Here is a 21,808-nt window from a genome sequence, read left to right as displayed (position 1 = left end):
CTGTCCTGGTGGGCGCGCTCGCGTCCCTTCCGCTGCTCCACTGTGCTCCCGCCCCCGCGAGCCCGCCCCAGGTCGCGTCCCAGGCGGCCCCGCTGGGCCTTCCGTCCGATACGGTCCTGGCCACGGAGACCGTGAACGGGTTGGCCGTGGGGACACTCTCGGGACAGGGGCTGGTCCGCCATGGCGGCACTGCGGCCTACTCCATTCCCTTGTGGGTGCCGGATGGCCGCGCGGGCATGCAGCCTGGCCTGGCGCTCCAGTACGACAGCGGCATGGGCAACGGGGAGCTGGGCGTGGGCTGGTCGCTGTCGGGCCTGTCGCGCATCACCCGCTGCCGCCGGACCACCCTCCACGAGGGCGCGGACCGGGAGATCCGGTTCGACAACGGCGACGCGGGCGACCGCTTCTGCCTGGATGGTCAGCGGCTGGTCCTGACGGGCGGGCCCACGGGGACCTCCAGCACCTACGGCGGGCACCGGTCCGAGTACCGCACCGAGCAGGATGCCCACATCAAGGTCGTGTCCCTCAGCCCCGACACGCGGGGGCCCACGTCCTTCAAGGTCTTCCTGAAGGACGGCCGCATCCTGACGATGGGCGGGGGCGTCAACGCCTCGCTGGAGGGCCCGCGCGCGAGCGTGACGCTGAGCTACCAGAGCCCCTCCGTGCCGCGCTTCTACACGACGGACTACAGCCAGCAGGTCCGCTGGGCGTGGGGCGTCTCCCGGATGGAGGACCGCTCGGGGAACTCCCTCCGGGTGGACTACCGCCTCCAATCCCACCCGAGCGACCCCTCCGCCATCGAGCAGCTCCCGGACCGCATCGCCTACACCGCCTCCACGGCGGATCCACAGGGCACGACGACGCGGTCGGTCCGGTTCCAGTACGAGGCGCGGCCCGACCCGAGCGACTCCTTCGTCGGCGGGTTCAAGCAGAAGCACACGCAGCGGCTGAGGCGCATCGAGATGTGGGGCCCCAACCCGGCGACGCCGGGCCTTCTGCGCTCCTACACCCTGACCTATGGCCTGGCCACGCTCAGCCAGCGAAGCCGGCTGGACGCGGTGCAGGAGTGTGACGGCGCGGGCGTGTGTCTGCCTCGCACGCGCTTCACCTGGACCCCGGGGGACGCGACCTTCACGGAGATCGACACGAACATCGCCCACGGCGAGGGCCACCTGCTCACGGGCGACATCAACGGGGACGGGCGCGACGACCTCATCCAGGGCGCGGCGTTCTTCTACCTGAGCACGGGGACCGGCATCGACGCCACGCCCCGCACCGTGAAGTACTACGACAGCCATTGCCCCGACGGAGAGGAGCGGTACCTGGACATCGACGGGGATGATCGGCTGGAGCTGGTCATCACCGGGAAGAAGGTGTCCTCGCTCGGCGGCTACCAGTACCGGAACTGCCTCTACCGGCCCACGGCCTCCGGTTCCCCCACGGCGTTCGAGTTCGTCGACGACGCGCAGGAGCCCTGGGTGCACCAGGCCCGCGGCCTGTACGTGCTCGACCTGAACGGCGACGGCTTCGCGGAGTGGGTTCGGGGCGTGGGGGCCTACGCGCAGGGCGGCACGCCGGGGCAGACGCTGGGCTACCGGCTGAACAACGCGGGCACGCTCGCCAGCTATGTGACGACGACGCCGCGGCACGAGAACAACGTCCGTGGTTATGCCGTGGACGTGAATGGCAGCGGGAAGTCGAGCCTGCTGCTCCGCTCCACGGGCGTGGGCTTCCAGGCGTACGGGCTGGAGGGCACGACGAACACCGTGGTGACGCAGCCGCTGTCGCTCGCCCAGGACGACGGCAAGCAGTACTACTTCGCGGACGTCACGGGCGACGGCCTGATGGACGCCGTGGCCGCGCAGGTGGGCCAGGGGCAGTTGCGTGTCGCGGTGAACACGGGACATGGCTTCGCCGAGCCGGTGGCCTGGACCGTGGGCGCCCAGAACCACACGGTGGGGACGCTCAACCTGGATGACTCGGGCGTCCGGGTCGTGGACTACAACGGCGATGGCCGGCACGACCTGCTGCTGATGGGCGGGAGCTCGGATCCGCTGGCGCCCATGCTGCCGCGAAAGGTCACCGTGCTGGTGTCGACGGGCACGGGCTTCACGCAGGTCCGGCTTCCGTTCACGGTGGGCAGCCAGTTCCCCGGCACCGCCACCGAGCCCGCGGGTTGGGACTGGTCCAACGTCCTGGACGTGAACGGCGACGGCCAGCTGGACTTCGTCCAGGTCGTCAACGGCACCCTCCACGTCTACGTGCGCCAGGGGACTCCCGGCGACCTGCTCACGCGCGTGGATGATGGTCTGGGCGCGTTCGAGCGCTTCGAGTACGCGCCGCTGTCGGACGCCCTCGTCTACACCCCGGCGCAGAGCTGCGCGTACCCCACGCGGTGTGCACGCACGGGGCTCTGGCTGGTGCGGCTCCACGAACAGGACTCGGGGCTCGCCCAGCCTCGCGCCACGAAGTTCACCTACCAGGATGGCCGTTTCGACCGGAGGGGACGCGGCTGGCTGGGGTTCGCCCGGCGCGTCGAGCAGGACCTGCTCCGCCTGTCGACCCGCACCGCGACGTTCGACAACGTCACGCGCGAGGGCACGTTCTACACGAAGGCCGGGCTCCCGCTGGAGCTGCGGACCGCGATCCCCCTGGAGGACGGCGGCACCTACGAGGTGGTGACCTCCAGCACCTACAAAGCGGACTCCCGTCACGGCGGCAAGGTGCTGGACGTGTACCCGGAGACGCTGGCCTGGCAGGAGAAGGAGGGCGGCCATCTGCTGTTCCAGGGCCAGAAGACGCGTGCCCAGGATGCCTACGGCAACGTGACGAGCCTGGAGGAGCTCACGGACGAGGTCGTCAGCGGTGCCGCCAGTGGGAACCGCTACCGGATGCTCACGACCGCGCAGTTCGACACCTCCGAATCGGACTGGCTCATCAGCCAGCAGCGGCGGCTCAGCCAGACCCACACCATCCTGGATGGAGGGACGCGGACGCGGGTCGTCGAGCACGACTACTACCCGGTGACGGGGCTGCTCCAGCGGACGCGGGTGGAGCCGACGGCGCCCTCGGGTGTCGTCGACGGTGGATCGGAGCTGCTGCTCACGACGACCTACGAGCGGGACGCGGGCTTCGGGCTCGTCTCCGCCGTGGTGTCGGAGGGCTCGGGACAGGTCCGCACCGAACGCATCGCCTACGACGACCTCGACCAGACGTACCCGAAGGCGTTCACCAACGCGCTGGGGCACACGCAGGAGCTCGCCCGTCATCCGGGGCTCGGGGTGGTGGGGGCCGTGCAGGATCCGAACGGGGTCCAGGTGAAGTACCGGTATGACGGGCTGGGCCGGCTGCGCTTCGAGGACTCGCCCGACTCCGCGGACGTGACGTACAGCCACCTGGCGGACGCAACGGGGCGGCCGAAGGTCTCCGCGTCGGTGAAGACGGGGCCCGCCACGTCGCGGAGCGCGGAGATCACCTACGACCGGTTGAGGCGGGAGGTGCTCCGCCGCTGGCAGGGGTTTGACGGGGCATATGTCGTCATGGAGCAGGTCTACGACGCGAAGGGGCGCCCGGTGTCCCGGGCGTTGCCGCACCTGGACTCCGTGCCCGCGGTGTCGTTCACCAGCACGTACGACAACCTGGATCGTCCGCTGCGGGAGCAGCACCCGGACGGGACGTTCAAGGAGCGCCGGTTCTCTGGCCGCTACGTCACCAGCTTCGATGAGAAGCGGAACACCACGGTCCTCCAGTTCGACGACCTGAAGCGCGTGAGCGGCAGCGCCGACTTCGAGTTGGAGGGCGGCGGGCCCGGTGTCTACACGTATTACACCTACGGCCCCTTCGGAGTGATGACGGGCGTCCGGCAGCCTGGCGGCGTGAACACCACGTCCTTCGAATACGACGTGCGCGGGCGCCGGGTCCGCATGGTCGATCCGGACGCGGGCGATCGCCGGTTCAACTTCAACGCGTTCGGGGAGTCGAAGGACACGCGTGACGCGATGGGCGCGCTGACCACGTACACGCGAGACGCCCTGGGGCGGATCACCCAGGTGGACAAGTCAGACGGCCGCTCCAACTTCACCTGGGACACCGCGCTCCATGGCATCGGCAAGGTGGCGGTGAGCACCAACGCCAGCCACTACGCGGTGGTCCGGATGGAGACGACCTTCGACGCGCTGTCGCGGCCGAAGCAGACCGCGTGGATCGCCAACAACCTGCTCTTCCTCGCGGACATCGACCGGACCTACGACGCCTATGGCCGGCTCCAGACCCTGACCTATCCCGCCGTGACGGGCAGGACGCGGCTCCAGGTGGAGCGCCTGTACAACGACCGGGGCTACCTCCGCGCGGTGCGGGACCCCGCCACCCAGCACCTCTACTGGGAGGCGCAGGCCTACAACGCCTATGGCCAGCTCACGACCGAGCGGATGGGCAACGCGGCGGAGACGGTGCGGCAGTACGACCTGGACGGGAAGGTCCGCTCCATCCGGACCACGCTGGGCCTGACGACGCTCCAGGATCTGGCCTACACGTACGAGCCCAACGGCAACCTGTCGCAACGCCAGGACCTGTTGGCCCAGACGGTGGAGAACTTCACCTACGACCGGCTGGATCGCCTGACGACCTGGAAGGTGGCGCAGGGCGGGAGCCTGTCCGAGCTGCGCTACCACCATGCACCGAACGGCAACCTCCTGGACCGGACGGTGGTGTCCGGTCCGGGCTCCACGGTGACGTATGGGTATGGCTCGGGGGCCGGCCCGCACGCCGTGACGAGCATGACCCAGGGAGGCGTGACGTCGAGTTACACCTACGACGCCAACGGCCGGCAGCTCACGGGGGCGGGGCGGCAGGTGTCCTATACGTCGTTCGACCTTCCTGCCTCCCTCACCGTGGGAGGCCAGTCGACGCTGTATTTCTATGACGCGAACCGGCAGCGGGTGGGCAGGTCCACGCAGGGCAGCACGACGGATCAGACGCTGTACGCGGGCGAGGTCTACGAGCAGCGGCGGAAAAGCTCCACCGTCGAGCACGTCTTCAAGATCCACGGCGCGGACCGGCAGGTGGCGCAGGTGGTCTGGACGCAGAGTGGCGGCACCTTCCAGCCGGACCAGGAGCTGTTCCTGCACGTGGACCCCCTGGGCTCCACGGAAACGGTCACCAACGCGCAGGGGGCCGTGGAGGAGCGGATGAAGTTCGATCCGTTCGGAAGCCGCCGCTCACCGGCGTCGCTCACCACGCCCATCTCGCCGCCCTTCGGCGCCGTGCACCTGGGGTTCACCGGTCACGAGCCGGACGCGGAGTCGGGGCTCATCAACATGAAGGGACGCATGTATGACCCTGTGCTGGGTCGGTTCCTCAGCGCGGATCCGCACGTCACGTATCCGCACTTCGGGCAGTCGTACAACCGGTATAGCTATGTCTTGAACAACCCGCTCGCGTTCGTGGATCCGACGGGGTTTGACTCGACCGGGTCAGGCGACGGCCCATCGGGTGGCGGGGGAGATGGCACGTCCGGCCCCGGTTCGTCCTCGGGCGGTGGGAGCTACTCGGGCGACGGCCCGACCTACGGGCCGCAAGGCGACGGCTCCCATGGGTGGGGAGAGACCGGAAACGTCACGGGGCCCAGCACCGGCTGCGCGGGGTGCGGGCGTGGGAGGGGCGCCGAGGCCGACTCGGACCCGACCGGCAAGGAGAGCTCCAGCGACGACAGCGGTGTGAACATGTCCGTGGAGCTCACGCCCGAGGAGGCCTGGTTGTTGTATGGGAGCCGGGGGCCGACCAGCTCGATGAGCGCGAATCCTCGGGGGCCCACCCGGCCAGCGACCCGGCCGGACGTGTCCATGACGCAGTCCGAGCGGGCGGAGAGCTGGGCCTGGGCGTTTGAGATTGCCTTCTCCTGGGCAACGGGCACGGGGGCCCGGGAGCTCCATTTCAACGCGGACTCCGTCCCGGTGAAGGCCATGCGCTCCAGCATGTCCTATATCAATGCCCGCAATGAGTGGATGGAGGCCGTGGACATGGCAGGGGGCAAGTTCCACTCCCTGCGGGTCCAGGGGCGCAATGAAACCCAGGGGGTATTCGCGTTTGTCATTGGCCACTACCGCGCGACCTTCAGCCCGAACCCGGACGGAAAGACGATGACGGTCACGATCTGGAACAGGTCTTCGTGGACGTCCTATCTGCACAAGGCCTTCGATGGGGCCTTCGAACCGCCGAATGAGGCGCCGAACTGGGACCGCAGTGAAAGCGAAGGCAACAACTGGAGCATCGAGGGGTATGAGGTCTGGGGGATGCCCTTCGCGAATGTCTACCAGGTGTTCTCCTGGCAGGAGCCACTGCCCCGGATGAATGAGCTCCCGCAGTGGAGCCATCCGCCAGACTGAGCCTCCGCCGGGGCATGTCCGCCGGCCGCTTCCGTGGACACCCCGGCATGCTCATTCGGCTGGTGATGCGCATCCCCCCTCTCTGGCCATCCAGGGAGAGGGGATGCGTGATGGCATCCGGATCAAATCACGTCGAGCAGAGACGCGTCGCGCGCGGGTGGTGCTCAGCCGTCCAGCCAGTACGAGAAACCGTCGCTCGCCATGGCACGCTCCAGGAACTCCGCGAACGAGGATGCGATGCGCTTCGCCACTGGATACGTCTCATGCCACGCATCGAAGAGCGGATACGAGCCACCTGCCTGCTGGGCCACGTCCAGGATGACGTAGTTGGTGTCCTGCATGTCCACCACCGTGTACTGCGAGGGAGCCCCGTACGGGTCATCATCCCGACCCATGATGGCGACGCGGGCCCGGCGAATCTCCGCGAGCGGGAGGATGCGGTAGCTCGCGTCGGGCTCCTCCTCGAAGAGCGTGCCTCCATCGGAATGCAGGTAGAAGGCGCGCAGGTCCGCATCCAGCTTCCATCCGACGCGAGCCTCGAAGGCGGTGATCTGCTCCGGCGTCGCAGGCGGACGGGGGAAGTGGAGGCGGGAGAACTCCGCCAGCTGGATCTTCATGGACATGGTGGCGCTCTCAGTCCACGTAGGGCCGCTCAGGGCCGGGTGTCAGCCAGTTGCCACCGGGTGCATAGCAGGCGGGGTAGGCGCTGTTGAATTCAAGGTGTACGTCGGGCGGGACAGGAAGGATGTTGCCCGGAGCGAGCGGTGGGCCTCCATGCAGCAAGTCGTAGATGTGGTGGCCGGGCCAACTGGTGCTACCTGTTTTCGGCCAGTTGCCGTACTCGGCGCTCCAGTCGCGCCGGAATGCCGTGCGGCCGCGCTCCCAGATTTTCCGTTGTGACTCGCTGTCGGGCAGGGTTGGGTAGTCGCAACAACAGTGGGTAATGGCGAGGCGGCCCCCGGCCTCCGCGGGCATGAAGAAGTATCGTCCCTTCCAGTCACCCTTGATGTCGGCCAGCCACATGCAGCCCATGAGCGGGTAGCCCTTCGCCTAGCACTTCGACTCGCAGCGGGACAGGAACGCGGCGCTGCACTGCCAGGGACCATAGTAGATGGTCGTCCGGAGTTGACCGCCGTCCGGCGTCATGACCGACCCGACCCACTTCGCGCGCGCCGGACTTCCTCCACCGCCGACAGTGGCGGACCCGCACCCGATGAGGGCGAAGACGACAGCAACACTCGCGGCTCGGCGGAAGGCGACTACGGCTGTCATGGCAACCCATGACAGCACGGGTAAGGCTGACGGGCCATAGGAGGGTTGCTCCAATGAGAAACCCGGCTCAGAGGTCGCGGCCCGGCAGCTGGCCCACCGAGGGCAGGAAGCCCAGGTCCCGGACGTGGATGAACCCGGCCGGGGCCTGGGTGGATGTGGCGAAGACGCCCGCCAGCTGCGAGTGCTTCCACAGCTTCAGTGGCCGCCGCTGACCTGGGCTGTCGCTGTCCACTGCGCTGTACAGGAAGCCCTCGATGCCCTGGTCCCCGTTCACCATTTTGAGGGAGGCGCCGTCGCAGGTGGACGTGTCGGTCAGCAGGTAGCGCCCATGGCTGTTGGCGCAGCGGTATAGCGGCTTGATGCGCGTCCCCATGCGCTTGCGGATGTTCGCGGGCAGCTTCGGGGTGAGCAGGGGCCCTCCATGCGCAGCGCGCCGAACGACGACGCATCCCACGCCAGCGGGAGGCGCTGGCACCTCCACGGTCGCCAGCGGGATGTTGATGGACTCGAAGCACCCCGTGCCGTGCAGTTGCGTGCCCTGCGCGCTGTTGCTGGGCGGCGGCTCCGCGCTCGCGCCCCCAGGTCTTCACCAGGTGTCCGTCGCTCCCCGCGTTCATGCGGCTTCACGGCGACGCCCCAACGCGGCCCCGCAGTCACATGAACGCCGGGCCTGATGGAAATTCGCTTGGGCACCGCGGCTTCGCGGACGTGTGCAAACCTTCCCGGTTCGGGACTACCGGGCGAGGAACTGGTCCTCGGTGAGGCAGGGCTCAATCTTCTCAGGCGTGACGAGGAAGGGCTCTGCCCGGTCCAGCGTGCGTGCGGTGCCCAGCGCGCTGTCGCCAATGGAGCCGCCTCCGTCGAACACCATGACCGCCCAGTCGTTCTGCGCCGCGGGGAACACCGTGGCGCTGCTGCCGTCGCGGTTGAGGTCCCGAGCGTATGAGGCCGCCTGGATGCTGCCGTTGGCGTTCATGTCCAGGTTGGCGCTCGCGTTGCCGGCGACCTGGACGTTGACGAAGCGCAGCCCGCCAATCTTCGCCAGGTCCGCCTCCGTGGTGGGGGCCACGGGCGTGAAGGCCGCGACCTCGTTGATGGCCGCTTCGCTGAAGGACGCGACGCGTACGCGCGAATAGTCGAACACATTCGCCGCGCCGCTGACGGTGAAGCCATACACCTGATACTCGTAGTTCATGATGCTCAGGTAGTTGGGCTTGTAGTTGGCATTGTCGGTTCCACCGTGGCGCAGGCCGATGTTGTGCCCCAGTTCGTGCATGAGCGTCCCTGCCTGCTGCGCCTCCGTGCCGCCTGGGGTGGACCAGCCGCCCAGCGTCACGATGAAGTCATGGGCAGGGATGCCTCGCGAGATGCCGCTGGAGGTGCCCCCGCTGTAGGTGTTGGCGAAGAGCATGTAGTGGAAGAACGGCGCGCGGGCGGCGGCGAAGTACTTCGCCTTGATCGTGTCGAAGTCCGTCCACACCGGGTTCAGGTCCGGATCCGCGTCCGCCGTGGCGATCTGCTGGTCCAGCAGGATGTGCAGGTTGATGCCCGTGCTGCCGTCCGGGTTGGACACCGGCGCGTTGGCGAACGCGGTGATGATCCGGTTGAGCGCGCCCTGCGTGGGCTTACGGTTGGCGTAGTAGTCCGCCTCGATGAAGATGTCCTTGCGGCGCGCGTTGGCGCCCAATGTCGGCAGGTTCACGCCGCCGGAACCGAACAGCTCCGCGTAGTCGCTCAGGCGGTCGCCGTCCGTGTCGGTGCTTTGCGGGTTGGTGCCGAACTGCGCCTCCACCTTGTCGCAGACGCCGTCGCCGTCGGTGTCCACGTCAGAAACCAGACACCCGGGCGCCGCCTGCGCGACGACACCCTGGGCCAGGGCCACCTCCTCCGGCAGGGCGCCCGCCGGCCCCTCCACGCCTTCATCGCCACCACACCCGTTCAATCCCAACAGGGCCACGGACGCCGTCAGCAAGGTCTTCTGGAGCTTGGACATACCCTTCCTTTGGAGTTCAAGGGCCAGCATCAAGCCGGCCTGAACCACTCTATCGCATTTGCTGTGTAGTCGGATTTAGCTATGAATTCTTGTTTCCGCCTGGTGCCCGGTGGCATTGATTCCAGTGCCAATGACAAACATGCTGTGGTGTCAAAATAGCGCCGCGAGGCACTCCGGCCGGGAGGCGGGTGGTATCTTCCGCGCCCATGGACCTGCGAATCGTGCTCGGCGTCGCGCTGATGCTGGTGTCGCCTGCCTGGAGTCAGCCGGTGGCCGCGTCGGGCCCTGACTTCCAGGCCCGGATGTCCGCCGCGTCCCGGGCCTACGAGGACCTCGACTACGAGCACTCGCTCGAACAACTCGACGCGGCGAAGGCCGTGGCGCGTGACGGCGGAGAGCGGGGCAGGGTGGCCATCCTCCGGGGCATCGTGCTCGCGGACCTGGGGCGCCGTCAGGAGTCCCTGGCCTCCTTCAAGGAGGGGCTGTCGCTGGTGCCCGACGCGAGCCTTCCGGTGAAGGTGTCGCCCAAGGTGTCACGCGACTTCGAGGAGGTGCGCAGGAACGTACAGCGGGAGCTGGCGCGCAGTCCCCGGCCACCTCCGGACGCGCCGGTCGCGATAGCGGATGCGCAGCCTGCGCCCGCGCCGTCGCCCGGTCTCGTTCCGGCACCGGCGCAGGAGGCGGTGCACCGCACGCGCTCCATGCCCGTGCTTCCGCTCGCCTTGCTGGGCGGAGGCGTGGTGCTCGGGGGCATTGGTAGCTACGTGGGCCTCCAGTCGCGGAGCAACGTGAACGCCGCGCGCGAGGAGGCTTTCTACAGCGACCGGACCGCGCACCTGGACAGCGCGCGGGGACAGGCGCTCGCGGCCAACATCCTGTTGGGCGCAGCCGTCACCGCCGCCGCCGGAGCCGCGGTCACCTGGCTTCTCACGGGCGACTCGCCATCGCCGCGGACGGAGGTCTCTCCATGAAGCGCGCCGTGGCAGTGGGACTCGGGTTGCTCTGCATCACCTGCACGGTGCCGGACATCGACGAGCTCGAAGCGGAGCGCCCCAGCGGATGCGACGCGAGCCATCCCTGCCATGTCCAGGTCCGGCTGACCTACGACGGCTTCCGTCCTGGCTGCGTCACGCTGCGAGTGGTGGACGCGGAGGATGCCTCCAGGACCTTCGAGCTGCCGGTGCCCGAGGGAGCGGGGGAGGTGGGCTTCGTTCGTCGCACCGGGTGGAGCGACACCGTGAAGGTGACGGCCTCCGCCCGCGAGCGCTCGTGCGCGGGTCAGGAGGTGGCTACCGCGTCCTCGCAGGTGGCGGTTCCCGAGGAGGACACCACCCGCGTCGAGCTGACGTTGAGCGCGCGCGACGAAGATGGGGATGGCTACGTGAGCACCGCCACCCGGGGGACGGACTGTGACGACCACTCCGTCTCCATCTCTCCGGGCGTGGAGGAGCGCTGCGACTTCCTGGACAACAACTGTGACGGCCGCCAGGACCCGGTGCCCGTCTGTGATGGCGTCAAATGGAGGACGACCGAGCCCCTGCCGGGAGCGAGCTTCCGCGACGTGGCGCCGCATGCGCGCGGTCAGGCCTGGCTCGTGAGCGACAGCAACGACGTGCTCGCCCACGTTCGTCGGGTGAGCGATGGTGGCTTCGACGTACAGCCGTTCACCGACTGCCACGGCGCCTGGTCCACCGCGTGGGCGCGGCCGAGTGACGGGCGTGTGTTCATGGGCTCCTGGACGGGGCAGCTCGCCACGCGGTCGCTGGCCGCCGCGGAGCCCTGCACGCTGACGTCCTTTGACGGGGGCGGGGCGGCCATCCAGGACCTCGTGGGCTTCGAGGCGGACGGAGGCACGACGCTCTACGCGGTGAGCGAGACCGGGGACATCCTCCGCTGGGACTACCCGGCGGAGCCCCAGCGGGTGGCGCACGTGGACGCGGACTTGCGCTCCATTCATGGCTTCGACCCGCGAACGCTCATCACCGTGGGCACCACGGGCAACGGTCCCGTCGCATTCCACGTCAACGCGGACGGAGGCCCGTGGCTGCGGGAGACGCTGCCGCAGCCGTCCCAGGGGCAGGTCGCCCTGCAAGCCGTGCACGTGGTGGCACCGGGCCTTGCTTATGCCGGCGGAGATCAGGGGCTGTTCCTGGAGCGTGCGGCGGGCACCTGGAGCACGAAGCCTCCGTATCCCATCTACGTGGATGGCGGCGTCGCGCCCGACCTGCTGGACGTGGTGTCTTTCGGACAAGGCGTTGTCTTCGCGCACCTGGACACGGACGACCTCGTCCGCTTCGACGGAGTGGCGTGGCCGGACTTCCTCAACGGCACCCAGGGCTTCACGACCCTCGAAGGGTTGTCGTCGGACGAGCTGTGGAGCGCCACCGAGGATGGGACCGGGTTCTATTGGGGACCCTGGGCGCCGTAGGACGCGGCGACCGAATCTGGGGCAGGCACAGCCGAGCGCTACAGGGAGGGCGTGCCGGCTCCGCCAAGGTCCTCGGGCGTGAGTTTCAGCGCCTCGCTGATCGCCAGGACGTCTTGGTACTCGCGCCAGTGCTGGATCAGGCCGTCGCGGACCCGCAGCACGCCGATGAGGGTCGCCGAGGCGCGCAGGCCGGTGGTGGTGACCGTCCCAGCCAGCTCGTATTCGACGACGATGACCTCGGGGTCGCCGGTCTGATGAGTCGCCAGTTCGCGGAACTGCTCGAAACGGATCGGCAGGACCGCGCTTCTGGCTCGGTAGAACGCCAGCCACGCCTCGCGGCCCTCATGACGTCGCATGCCTGGAGGGGAGAACGGGGTCTCGACCACGACATCTTCGGCCAACAGCTCCGCTGGGAGGAGCGTCGCGCCTTCCCCGAGGAGTGCTTCCTGCATGCACCGGTAGATGGTGAGAGGACTTGCGGCCCCCTTCGCCGACTGTGACATGGTCGTGCCTCCCGGGATAAGATGAGTGCGACTCAGGATTGATAGTGAGTCTGACTCACTTTTGCAAGGAGGGACGGCTGATGGAGCGAGAGGGTGGGCCGCCCGCGGGCGGCGGTGCGGGTGAACGACCCGTTCGTGCTGATGCCCGCCGCAATCGCGCGCGCATCCTGGATGCGGCCGAGGCCGTGTTCGCCGAGCAGGGTGCATCGGCCTCGACCGAGGCCGTGGCCGCGCACGCCGGCGTCGCGATTGGCACCGTGTTCCGGCACTTCCCAACCAAACCCGAGCTGCTCCAAGCCGTGGTGATGCACCTGATGGATCGACTCATCACGGAAGTCGACGCGATGGTCGACAATCAGGACGCGGTCACCGCCCTGTTCGAGTTCTGCGCCCGCGTCATGGCGATCAGCGCCCGAAACAGGGAGGTGTTCGCCCGACTCGCTGAAACCGGGGTCCGGGTCCGCGTCGGCGACGCGTTGGCCCGCCTCCGGCCCGGCATCGATTTGCTGCTCGAACGCGCCCAGAAGGCGGGCACCGTCCGCGAAGACCTGCTCCCCGCCGAGCTGATCGCCCTGCTCGCGGCCATCTGCCAGGAAGCGCTCACTGATGAGTGGAGCGAATCATTCCGCCAGCGCGCGCTCACCCTTCTCTTTGACGGCATGCGGCCGACCGCGAAACGTTGACCGCAATCCTAGATATCGATGAACTCGCAGTCCTGTACGAGGACATTCATCATCAGCCCCTGCACCCGTTGTCAGCGTACTCCGCAAGAAGGGTGCGAATCGCGACCGCCTTCGGTTCAAGTCGCGCTGCCGTCGCGGGCGCTCCACCTGAACAGGATTGGACGATTGAATGTCCAACACAATCCCTCGCAAGGAGTAGGTGGGGTTGTCTCGATGTGGCGAGGGCCCCCTAAATGGAGCCTGCCCGTAGCACCGTGCTCACGTAAGAGAGTGACAGGCCCTGCTGGCCACCCACGCGCCTCCCGAGGAGATGGACCTTCGTCGCGGAGGTGTTCCACTTGCTGAGCAGGGTGTACTCCTGGGTATCCCAATACGCGTCCTCGGAATCCATCCATGCCCGCTCGTTCATCTGCTCCAGGGATGAGGCGTCCACGGGCCGCAGCTCCTGGACCGCCTGGATGGTTTCGGCGGCGAAGGCGAGACCGGCGAGCGCACTCAACACGGCCCGCTGACGGGCGGCATCCTCCGCCGAGTCCCGGGCTTCATCCGGCTCGCCGTACTTCGTTTGGAGCATGCTCGCGACGCCCCGGTGGGCCTCTCGAAGGTCCCCAGGGGCGCCGAGGTAGAGGGTCACCGTCGCGAGCTTCTCCTGCGCGAAGGAGAAGCGGATCGTCGCGGGCATGTCCCAGCGCTCTGACTGAAGTTCGAGCCCGCCGCCATCCACGACGACCGCCTCGGGGTAGCGTGCCCGAACCTCGTCGGGGCTCATGCTCCAGCGGGTGTCCTCGAAGCCGGTCGCGGCGCCTCGGAGACTCCGCAGATGGGCCTCACGGATGGCTTCGCGCCGCTCCAGCCGTTGCGCGTGCTGTGAATTCTCACAGCCGGACGCCAACAGACACAGCGGGAGGAGGGCGGCGAGCTTCCTGCGCATGGGGGCCTTTCGGTGGAATGACCCCCTGACGTGGAATGGAACTATTTATTCAATTGGGTGAAGTAGGCGTGCAGCACGCTCAGGACGCCGGTGATGGCGAACCCCACCAGGGGGACCATCACCAGGAGGTAGAGCCCCCGCGTGAAGCCCATGCCCACGGCCATGTGTTGTTCCGGCGCTTCCGCCAGGTAGAGGATGTCGACGGGAGAGCCCGGGAGCCGCTGGGAGGCCACCGAGGTCGCCTCGTCGAACTTGCCGCTGAGCTCCGGGCCCTCCGGCGGACGGAAGGCGTAGTAGACGGTGCTCGGTTTGCCCCGGCCCTCGTTGACCCTGACCACCTTGCCCTGGGCGCGCAGCCCGTGCTGCTCCAGCCGCACGGTCAGGCGGCGGTAGTGGGAGAGGACGCTCAGGAAGAGGGCGGGGCCTCCCGTGAAGACCGCCAGCAGGCAGATCAGCATCGTCAAGCTCATGGTGTCCCCCAACATGACGGGTGCGCGGAGGTCGAATCAACCATCCGCGCGAAGTCGAATGTCGTGAAAAAATAGGTCATTCGACCTATATCCGTGGCGGGTCATGAAAGGGAGTCGCCATGGAGTCCGAGGGTCGTGTCGTGCTGGTGGGGGGCTATGGGGTGGTGGGGGCGCAGCTCGCCTTGTTGCTGAGGGAGCGTCACCCGGACCTGCCGCTGCTCATCGCAGGGCGCCGGGAAGCGCCCGCCAGGGAACTGGCCGTGCGTCTGGGGCGGGCGGAGGGCGTCGCGCTGGATGTCCGCTCGCCCCAGGCGTTGGCGGCGCTGGGTGGGAAGCCCCGGGCCGTGCTGTCCCTGGTCAATGACCCGGAGGACACGCTGTTGCTGGCGGCGTCGCGCGCCGGGGTGCCCGTGCTGGACATCACCCGGTGGACGTCCCGGTTGAAGGCCACGGTGCTGCGGCTCTCCGGTGCGACGCCGGGCGCGCCGGTGTTGCTCGGATCCGCGTGGATGGCGGGGCTGGTTCCTCGCCTCGTGGCGATGGCGGCGCGGACGGTGGGGCCACTGGAGCGTGTGGAGGTGGCCATCCGCTTCGCGCTCGCGGATCAGGCCGGGCCGGACTCGTTGGAGTACATGGACCGGCTGGGCCTGTCCTTCGAGGTGACGGAGGACGGGCAGGAGCGGCAGGTGCTGCCGCTGACGGACGGCCGGCGGGTGAGGTTCTCCGATGGACGCCACACCCGGGTCTTCCGGCTCGACACGCCCGAACAGGCGACGCTGCCCCGCGTGCTGGGCGCGCGGACGGTGACGACGCGGCTGGGCTTCGACTCCGGCTTCGCGACCTGGACGCTTGTCGCGCTCCAGCGGCTGGGCATCCTTCGGCTGCTCCAGCATCCCCGTTGGACGCCACTGCGCCGGACGCTGCTCACCGGCAGCAACACGGGGGGCGAAGCCGCGTGGGTGGCGGACGTGGAGGGCGAGCGGGGGCAGGTCCGCATCGAGGTCGTGGATCCCCTGGGACAGGCCCACCTCACCGCCGTCGGAGCGTTGCTGGGCGCTGAGCGGCTCCTGGGATTGGATGGCGCGCCGCCGCCACTCCCGGGCGTGTGGTTCCCGGAGCATGAGTCCCGGCCCGAGGAGACGCTGGCCACCCTGCGTGCCTGCGGCGTCGAGGTCCGCATCGACGAGCGTCTTGCGCGCGAGGCGGCGTGATGACCCGCCGCACGAGCAGGAAGACCCCTGGGACACTTCCCTCGGCGAGCCCCCGGAAGGGGACCGCGGTGCATGCCAAGGGCACCGAGCGCGTGGAGCGCATCCTCGACGCGACCATGGAGGTCCTGGCCGGTGACGGCTACGCGGGCCTCAGCCTGCGCGTCGTGGCCCAGCGTGCGGGGGTGAGCCTGGGCAATCTCCAGTACTACTTCCCCACCAAGCAGGACGTGGTTCGGGCACTGTTGGCGCGCTACCTGGAGCAGGCCCTCCAGCGGGTTCGCGAGCGGATGGCGGGTGGCGGAAGCGAACCGGCGCAGCGGCTCCGGCTCGCCGTGGACGCCATCCTGGAGGACCAGGACTCACCCCACGCCTGCCAGTTCTTCGCGGAGCTGTGGGCGATGGCCGCGAGGGACGCCATGGTCGCCGACGCGCTCGCGGTCTTCTACGCCGGCTATCGCGCGGGCGTCGTGGAGCTGCTGCGGGAGCTGTCCCCCGAAATCACCCCGGCACGCAGGGAGCGGAGAGCGGCACTGCTGGTCGCCCTCTTCGAAGGCCTTTCCCTCTTCCGGGGCGGCGGGAATCTGCGCGGCGCATCGGTGCCAGGACTGGAGCAGGAGCTGCGCGTGCTGCTGGAGCAGGTGCTGCTTCCAGACTCAGAACGACGGCAGGTCTGACGCCAGATGGGACGACAGCCCACCGTCCATCACCAGGGCGCTCCCGTTGACGTAGCCGCCAGCGGGCCCCACGAGGAAGGCCACCAGACCCGCCACCTCTTCTGGCGTTCCGAAGCGCTTCGCTGGGATTCGCTCCTGCAAGCGCTGGCGTGAGGCGGACGGTGCCTTCGCCAGCATGTCTGTCTCGATGTAGCCAGGACAGACCGCGTTGCAGGTGATGCCGTAGGCTCCCCACTCCGCGGCGATGGCCTTCGAGTAGCCCACGAGCGCGTGCTTGGTGGCCGCGTAGGTGGACGACTGGGCGCCACCGAAGAGGCCCATGATGGACGCGACGTTCACGATGCGCCCATGGCCTTCCGTCTTCATTCGCGGCAGCGCCCACTGACACAGGTTGCGCACGCCCTCCACGTTCACGCCGAACAGCAGATCCCACTCGGCGACGCTCACCTCGTCCGCGCGATGAAACGGCCCACCCAGGCCCGCGTTGTTCACGAGCACCTGGGGCACGCCCACCTTCGCTTCGAGCCTTCCGAGCGCTGACTCCACCTCGTCCCTGTTCGCGACGTCACAGGCCAGCGGCCACGCGTGGCCCCCGTCCGCGCTCAACTGCTTCTGGAGTTGCTCCAGCGCGGCGACATCGCGGGACACCAGGACCACCTCGAACCCGTTCCGGGACAGCAGGGTGGCGATGGCCGCTCCAATCCCGCGGCTGGCCCCGGTGACGACGGCGACAGGTGCCTTCGGCTGCGTCTTCATCAGAGGACCCCCCGCGGCGGGACGAGGCGCATCTCGTCGACCCGCACGTTCGGGGGCTTGATCGCGATCTCCCAGATGCACTGGGCCACGTCCTCCACGGCGAGCATGTCGGCCGGACTGAACTCCGGCCGCGACCTCCAGAAGGTGGTGTAGACGGCGCCGAGCGACAGCAGGGTGGCGCGGATGCCGAACGCCTTGCCCTCCTCGTTCAGGACGCCGGTCAGCCCACGAACGCCATGCTTCGTCGCGGCGTAGGCCCCGTTCATGGGCAGCGTGAGGTGGTCGCTCACGGACCCGATGTGGATGATCCGCCCGCCGCCTCGGGACTTCAGCCGCCGGAAGGCCTCGCGCGCGCACAGGAACGTGCCCGTGAGGTTCACGTCCATCATCCGGTTCCAGTCCTCGAGGGACGTCTCGTGGAGCGGCGTGAAGACTCCGACGCCCGCGCAGTTGACCAGGACCTCGATGGGGCCCGTCTCCGCCTCCGCCCGCTTGAACAGCGCCACCACTGAGTCCTCGCGCGTGACATCCACGTGCAGGCAGTCCGAGGTCTCCGTCGTCACGTCACTCGCGGCGCACACCACGCGCAGGCCCTCCGCGCGCAGCTTGTGGACGACGGCGCGTCCGATGTCGCCCGTGCCTCCGATGACAATGACATTCCGAATGCTCAAGCGCCGTGCCTCTCCCCCGGGTTCATCCCCATGGACAGGGTAGTCCATGGAAAGCGAGCCAAGGAGGAATACGCAGAGGCGAGGTGCGAATCCGCTCTCGGGCTATTCGGGCGCGCCCTGTTCGATCCACGTGGAGATGAGATCGATCTCCTCTTCGGGAATGGGCGGCAGGCCCAGGGGCATGCCCAGCACTCCCGGCTGGAAGTGCCCGTCCAGCTCTCCCTGCCGTGCGAGCAGCGCGGCCACCAGTCGGGGCGTCCCATCCTCCAGCCGATCCGGGAGCCCGCGGAACTGGCCGTCGCGCTTGATGCCCCGGACGATGCCGGCCCGCGTGGCCAGGTCGAGCGAGGCCCCGTCGTAGCCGAAGCCGCCTGTGTTCCCGGGCCCCTGATCTCCGGGCCGCCGCAGGTCGGAGTGACAGTGGAAGCAGAGGTGCCGTGAGAGCTTTTGCGCCACCTCCGGGTAGTGGACCTCGCGCTCCAGCCTCCGGGGTTGGTACCGGGGGCGTGGCGTGGCCGCCAGCTGGGGCAGGGGCTCGCGCAGGAAGGTCGCCAGATCCTCGACCTGCTTCGGGGTGAACGGGAAGGTGGGCATCTCCGTGTCAGGGAGGATGCGGTGCGGATCCGTCAGCCAGTTCCGCAGCTGCGCCAGGGACATGCGGTCGCGCACGTGGCGCAGATCCGGGGCCCGCCTCCTGGCCGAGGGGCTGTGGAACTCCGGCGCGCCATAGCGCAGGGACGCGAGCGGGAAGTCCCCCCGGTAGTGACAGCTCGCGCATGCGTGCTCTGCGTAGAGCGCCCGGCCCGCCTCCACATCACCTCGCGCGGGTTCCGCCGACTCCTCCTCGGTCACCGCGAAGAAGTCCGCGAGCAGCTCCGCGTCCTTCGGGCCCACCTTCATCCGGGGCATGGTCGCGCCGTAGAGCGGCCTCACCACGTGCGGTGCCTGGAGCCAGGAGACCAGCCACTCGCGCTTGACCCGCTGTCCCAGCGAGCCGAGGTCCGGGGTCCTCACCAGGTGCGTGAGGTGTCCCTTCCACCGCTCGACCTCCGCCTGCTTGTACCAGAGGTCCAGCCGCCCCGCGGTGATGGCCTGGTGGCACGTGACGCAGTTCTCGCTCAAGCGCGCGGACACTGGTTCGAGCCCGGGGACCACGTGACAGCGATTGCACTGGAAATGCTCCACGGCCTCCCGTGGCGTCGCCGGTGAGGGCTTCGTGGGAGCGAGCACCCGCGTCGGCAGGCGCAGCGCCAGCACGTCCGCGTCACGGACGAGCACGTAGCCACCACCGGCCACGGCCACCACGAGGGCAAGGCCCGCGAGCGAGGCAAACGGAAACGAGCGCACGGCCACGAGGGGGTGGATCAGTAACCGCTGTTGTCCACGAGTCCGAGCGTCCTGTTGTCGCAGAGATTCGGGAGGATGATGTGCTCCTGGGCCATTCCCAATCCCAGCACCAGCACCACGGACGTGAGCACCAGGGCCACGAGCGGCCGGGTTCCCGTGTCGCCGAACCTCCGTTTGCCTGGCCCGTGGAAGAACGCCGCCTGCATGAGGAAGAGCACCACGGGGCTGGCCACCAGCAACACCAGGTTGGGAGTTCTCATCGCGCACGCGGAGAAGTCGCTCGCGCTGAAGTTGAGCAGCGGCCCTCCCACCGAGACCGCTTCCAGCAGCAGGATGAGCGCGACGCCGACGAGCAGGAAGAAGCCCCGGCGCGCTGCCTCCGGCTGTCCCTTCACGGCCGGGCCCCAGACGTTGCGCAGGATGACGCGGTTCATGAACACCGCGCCCACGCTCCAGACGAACAGGTCCACCCAGTAGGACTGACTGAAGTCCTTGGGGGCGTCATCCATCGAATTGATGCAGGCGAGCGCACGCAGCGGCCAGAGGACCGGAGCACCGAACAGGATGGGAGCGAGGGCTCGGGGAAGCATCCGGTAAGGCTATCAGGCACTTCGCTGTGAGTGCGAGCGGGCCCACCCGGCGGCCGGACCCATTGGCAGTCATGGAGCCGGGCACGGCGTGCGCACGCTGCCGGGGAGCGGTCTTGGGGCCTACCCTCGGGAGTGCGCCCTGGAGAGCTGGCGCACCCGCGGGGAGTTCGCATGGAGCACTTCCTCACCCACGCCGAGCAACCCGTCGCGGTGCGCCATACCCGACGTGCCAGCCGGACCTGGCCGCGCTGGCTCCGCTACACGTTGCCGGGGGCCTGGGTGGCGCTCCTCTTCGCCTGTCTGGCTTTCACTCCGTCCCTGCTGCCGCGCAGCGGGCCGTTCCAGGGGTTCGTCAGCGGCCTCAGCGCGGCCATCGGTTATGGGCTCGGGTGCCTGGGCGCCTGGCTCTGGCGGGAGTTCGCGGACCGCCCTGCCAGGGAGCCCCATCGTCGCGCATGGCAGGGCTTTTTCATTGTTGCCGCCGTGGCGCTGGCGGGCGCGCTGGTGCTCGGCTGGCATTGGCAACAGCGCCTGCGGGAGCTCATGGGCATGCCCTCGCCGGGCCGCGCGGGATATCTGCTCGCTCCCTTCGTCGCGGCGGTCTTCTTCTTCGTGATCATCGCCGTGGGTCGTGGCCTGCGTGGCGTGTCCCGTGCGTTGGCCACGCGACTTGCTCGGCACATCGGGCCTCGCGCGGCCCGGGCGACGAGCGGACTGGCCGTCGTGGTGCTCACCGCGCTGGTGGCCAGCGGCTTGCTGTGGGACGGGCTCATCGCCGCGGCGGACCGCACCCTGGAGGTGCAGGACACGATGACCGACGAGGGCGTGGTGCCACCGAGCACCGCATTGCGCTCCGGAGGCGCGGGCTCACGCATCCCGTGGCATTCCCTGGGAAGGGAAGGGCGCAACTTCATCGGACGCGGGCCTTCGGTCGAAGAGCTCTCCCGCTTCCATGGCACGGCGGTGAAGGAGCCGATCCGCGCGTACGCGGGCTATGCATCCGCGCCGGACGCGGAGGCCCGCGCGGCGCTCGCGGTCGACGACCTGGAGCGGGCCGGCGGCTTCGATCGCGCGTACCTGCTGGTGGTGACGACCACGGGCAGTGGCTGGGTGGTGCCGGAGGCCGTGGATGCCTTCGAGTACATGACCGGCGGCGACTCCGCGATCGTCGCCATGCAGTACTCGCATCTGTGGTCGTGGCTCTCCGTCCTGGTGGATCAGGCGCGGGCCCGGGAATCAGGCCGGGCGCTCTTCGACGAAGTCCATGAGCGCTGGTCGCGGCTTCCTCCCGGCCAGCGCCCGAAGCTGCTGGTCTTCGGAGAGAGCCTGGGCTCCTACGGCGGAGAGACCGCGTTCAGCGGCGAGCGGGACCTGGCCAACCGCACCGACGGAGTGCTCTTCGTGGGGCCGCCGAACTTCAACACCCTGTATCGCGCGTTCACCGACCACCGCGACCCGGGCAGCCCCGAGGTGGAGCCCATCTACCGGCAGGGCCGCATCGTCCGCTTCAGCCGCCGGCCGGGGACCGACATCCCGCCCGCGTCCGCGCCGTGGGGAGACTCGCGTGTGCTGTACCTGCTGCATCCCTCCGACCCCATCATCTGGTGGAGTCCCCGGCTCCTGGTGAAGCGGCCGGACTGGCTGCGAGAGCCGCGAGGTGATGACGTGCTGGGCCAGATGGTGTGGATCCCCTTCGTCACGTTCTGGCAGGTGACGGCGGACCTTCCCCTGGGCATGGAGGTGCCCGCGGGCCACGGCCACGTCTACACCGCCGAGCACGTGGACGGCTGGGCCGCGCTCCTGCGGCCCGAAGGCTGGAGCGCGGACCAGACGGCGCGGCTGCGGGACCTCCTCCTCGCGCGGGAGGCCTCGAAGAACGACTGAGCGGAGGAGGCT

18 protein-coding genes are annotated in these 21,808 nt (G+C 68.8%); 7 read left to right on the top strand and 11 right to left on the bottom strand.

Going from position 1 to position 21,808, the window contains the following annotated elements:
• The first annotated feature begins 8 nt into the window (after positions 1–8).
• Positions 9–6,383: an FG-GAP-like repeat-containing protein gene (locus D7X30_RS28985; protein ID WP_158619414.1), complete on the top strand. Its 6,375-nt coding sequence runs from the start codon at positions 9–11 to the stop codon at positions 6,381–6,383.
• 164 nt (positions 6,384–6,547) lie between these two features.
• Here the strand turns inward: D7X30_RS28985 and D7X30_RS28980 are convergent, their stop codons facing one another.
• The 4 genes from D7X30_RS28980 to D7X30_RS28965 all read right to left on the bottom strand — a co-directional run bounded on the left by D7X30_RS28980 (position 6,548) and on the right by D7X30_RS28965 (position 9,648).
• A complete protein-coding gene (locus D7X30_RS28980; protein ID WP_120566203.1) occupies positions 6,548–7,006 on the bottom strand; it encodes an SMI1/KNR4 family protein in 459 nt (152 codons plus the stop codon).
• Positions 7,007–7,016: 10 nt separating this feature from the next.
• Positions 7,017–7,415, bottom strand: coding sequence for a hypothetical protein (locus D7X30_RS43125; RefSeq protein ID WP_233591838.1), 399 nt, complete (start codon positions 7,413–7,415; stop codon positions 7,017–7,019).
• A gap of 307 nt (positions 7,416–7,722) precedes the next feature.
• Positions 7,723–8,130, bottom strand: a complete 408-nt coding sequence (locus D7X30_RS28970; protein ID WP_147443346.1) for a hypothetical protein — start codon at positions 8,128–8,130, stop codon at positions 7,723–7,725.
• Between the two features lie 258 nt (positions 8,131–8,388).
• Positions 8,389–9,648, bottom strand: coding sequence for a hypothetical protein (locus tag D7X30_RS28965; protein ID WP_120566201.1), 1,260 nt, complete (start codon positions 9,646–9,648; stop codon positions 8,389–8,391).
• A 206-nt stretch (positions 9,649–9,854) separates the two neighbouring features.
• Here D7X30_RS28965 and D7X30_RS28960 point away from each other — a divergent pair, with 206 nt between their 5' ends.
• Together D7X30_RS28960 and D7X30_RS28955 are read left to right on the top strand one after the other, a co-directional pair.
• Positions 9,855–10,619: a hypothetical protein gene (locus tag D7X30_RS28960; protein WP_120566200.1), complete on the top strand. Its 765-nt coding sequence runs from the start codon at positions 9,855–9,857 to the stop codon at positions 10,617–10,619.
• The gene (locus D7X30_RS28955; protein ID WP_120566199.1) at positions 10,616–12,076 is read left to right on the top strand and encodes a putative metal-binding motif-containing protein; all 1,461 of its coding nucleotides are present in this window, start codon (positions 10,616–10,618) and stop codon (positions 12,074–12,076) included. Before D7X30_RS28960 ends, D7X30_RS28955 begins: the two co-directional genes overlap by 4 nt.
• Before the next feature lie 38 nt (positions 12,077–12,114).
• Here the strand turns inward: D7X30_RS28955 and D7X30_RS28950 are convergent, their stop codons facing one another.
• Positions 12,115–12,528 carry a nuclear transport factor 2 family protein gene (locus D7X30_RS28950; protein WP_120566234.1) on the bottom strand — a complete coding sequence of 138 codons (414 nt, stop codon included), beginning with the start codon at positions 12,526–12,528 and terminating at the stop codon, positions 12,115–12,117.
• 131 nt (positions 12,529–12,659) lie between these two features.
• Here D7X30_RS28950 and D7X30_RS28945 point away from each other — a divergent pair, with 131 nt between their 5' ends.
• Positions 12,660–13,262, top strand: a complete 603-nt coding sequence (locus D7X30_RS28945) for a TetR/AcrR family transcriptional regulator (protein WP_120566198.1) — start codon at positions 12,660–12,662, stop codon at positions 13,260–13,262.
• 229 nt (positions 13,263–13,491) lie between these two features.
• Here D7X30_RS28945 and D7X30_RS28940 read toward each other — a convergent pair whose 3' ends face one another.
• Together D7X30_RS28940 and D7X30_RS28935 are read right to left on the bottom strand one after the other, a co-directional pair.
• Positions 13,492–14,193, bottom strand: a complete 702-nt coding sequence (locus tag D7X30_RS28940) for a hypothetical protein (protein ID WP_120566197.1) — start codon at positions 14,191–14,193, stop codon at positions 13,492–13,494.
• A 41-nt stretch (positions 14,194–14,234) separates the two neighbouring features.
• Positions 14,235–14,663, bottom strand: coding sequence for a DUF3592 domain-containing protein (locus D7X30_RS28935; protein WP_147443345.1), 429 nt, complete (start codon positions 14,661–14,663; stop codon positions 14,235–14,237).
• 119 nt (positions 14,664–14,782) lie between these two features.
• Here D7X30_RS28935 and D7X30_RS28930 point away from each other — a divergent pair, with 119 nt between their 5' ends.
• Positions 14,783–15,874: a saccharopine dehydrogenase family protein gene (locus tag D7X30_RS28930; RefSeq protein ID WP_120566195.1), complete on the top strand. Its 1,092-nt coding sequence runs from the start codon at positions 14,783–14,785 to the stop codon at positions 15,872–15,874.
• A 68-nt stretch (positions 15,875–15,942) separates the two neighbouring features.
• Positions 15,943–16,548 (top strand): TetR/AcrR family transcriptional regulator, encoded by a 606-nt coding sequence (locus D7X30_RS28925; protein ID WP_233591836.1) that lies wholly within the window; start codon positions 15,943–15,945, stop codon positions 16,546–16,548.
• Here D7X30_RS28925 and D7X30_RS28920 read toward each other — a convergent pair.
• From D7X30_RS28920 to D7X30_RS28905, 4 genes are all read right to left on the bottom strand, one after another.
• Positions 16,528–17,304, bottom strand: coding sequence for an SDR family NAD(P)-dependent oxidoreductase (locus D7X30_RS28920; protein ID WP_120566193.1), 777 nt, complete (start codon positions 17,302–17,304; stop codon positions 16,528–16,530). The genes D7X30_RS28925 and D7X30_RS28920 overlap by 21 nt on opposite strands.
• Positions 17,304–17,975: an SDR family oxidoreductase gene (locus D7X30_RS28915; protein WP_120566192.1), complete on the bottom strand. Its 672-nt coding sequence runs from the start codon at positions 17,973–17,975 to the stop codon at positions 17,304–17,306. The genes D7X30_RS28920 and D7X30_RS28915 overlap by 1 nt, the downstream gene beginning before the upstream one ends.
• Before the next feature lie 102 nt (positions 17,976–18,077).
• On the bottom strand, positions 18,078–19,328 hold the full coding sequence (locus tag D7X30_RS28910; RefSeq protein ID WP_120566191.1) for a cytochrome c: 1,251 nt from the start codon (positions 19,326–19,328) through the stop codon (positions 18,078–18,080).
• Between the two features lie 11 nt (positions 19,329–19,339).
• A complete protein-coding gene (locus D7X30_RS28905) occupies positions 19,340–19,912 on the bottom strand; it encodes a hypothetical protein (protein ID WP_120566190.1) in 573 nt (190 codons plus the stop codon).
• A gap of 171 nt (positions 19,913–20,083) precedes the next feature.
• On the opposite strand from D7X30_RS28905, the gene D7X30_RS28900 reads away from it, so the two are divergent.
• On the top strand, positions 20,084–21,796 hold the full coding sequence (locus D7X30_RS28900) for an alpha/beta-hydrolase family protein (protein ID WP_120566189.1): 1,713 nt from the start codon (positions 20,084–20,086) through the stop codon (positions 21,794–21,796).
• The last annotated feature ends 12 nt before the right edge of the window (positions 21,797–21,808 follow it).

The organism is Corallococcus sp. AB011P, assembly GCF_003611605.1.
GTDB classification, from domain to species: Bacteria; Myxococcota; Myxococcia; order Myxococcales; family Myxococcaceae; genus Corallococcus; species Corallococcus coralloides.
The sequence above is the reverse complement of the archived record's forward strand: the minus strand, read 5'-3'. Positions and strand labels throughout refer to the sequence as shown.

Excerpts from the sequence above, each read along its gene's own strand:
- D7X30_RS28980 (WP_120566203.1), bottom strand. The coding sequence starts at position 7,006 with ATGTCCATGAAGATCCAGCTGGCGGAGTTCTCCCGCCTCCACTTCCCC.
- D7X30_RS43125 (WP_233591838.1), bottom strand. The coding sequence starts at position 7,415 with ATGGGCTGCATGTGGCTGGCCGACATCAAGGGTGACTGGAAGGGACGA.
- D7X30_RS28965 (WP_120566201.1), bottom strand. The coding sequence starts at position 9,648 with ATGTCCAAGCTCCAGAAGACCTTGCTGACGGCGTCCGTGGCCCTGTTG.
- D7X30_RS28960 (WP_120566200.1), top strand. The coding sequence starts at position 9,855 with ATGGACCTGCGAATCGTGCTCGGCGTCGCGCTGATGCTGGTGTCGCCT.
- D7X30_RS28955 (WP_120566199.1), top strand. The coding sequence starts at position 10,616 with ATGAAGCGCGCCGTGGCAGTGGGACTCGGGTTGCTCTGCATCACCTGC.
- D7X30_RS28950 (WP_120566234.1), bottom strand. The coding sequence starts at position 12,528 with ATGCAGGAAGCACTCCTCGGGGAAGGCGCGACGCTCCTCCCAGCGGAG.
- D7X30_RS28945 (WP_120566198.1), top strand. The coding sequence starts at position 12,660 with ATGGAGCGAGAGGGTGGGCCGCCCGCGGGCGGCGGTGCGGGTGAACGA.
- D7X30_RS28940 (WP_120566197.1), bottom strand. The coding sequence starts at position 14,193 with ATGCGCAGGAAGCTCGCCGCCCTCCTCCCGCTGTGTCTGTTGGCGTCC.
- D7X30_RS28935 (WP_147443345.1), bottom strand. The coding sequence starts at position 14,663 with ATGAGCTTGACGATGCTGATCTGCCTGCTGGCGGTCTTCACGGGAGGC.
- D7X30_RS28930 (WP_120566195.1), top strand. The coding sequence starts at position 14,783 with ATGGAGTCCGAGGGTCGTGTCGTGCTGGTGGGGGGCTATGGGGTGGTG.
- D7X30_RS28920 (WP_120566193.1), bottom strand. The coding sequence starts at position 17,304 with ATGAAGACGCAGCCGAAGGCACCTGTCGCCGTCGTCACCGGGGCCAGC.
- D7X30_RS28905 (WP_120566190.1), bottom strand. The coding sequence starts at position 19,912 with ATGCTTCCCCGAGCCCTCGCTCCCATCCTGTTCGGTGCTCCGGTCCTC.
- D7X30_RS28900 (WP_120566189.1), top strand. The coding sequence starts at position 20,084 with ATGGAGCACTTCCTCACCCACGCCGAGCAACCCGTCGCGGTGCGCCAT.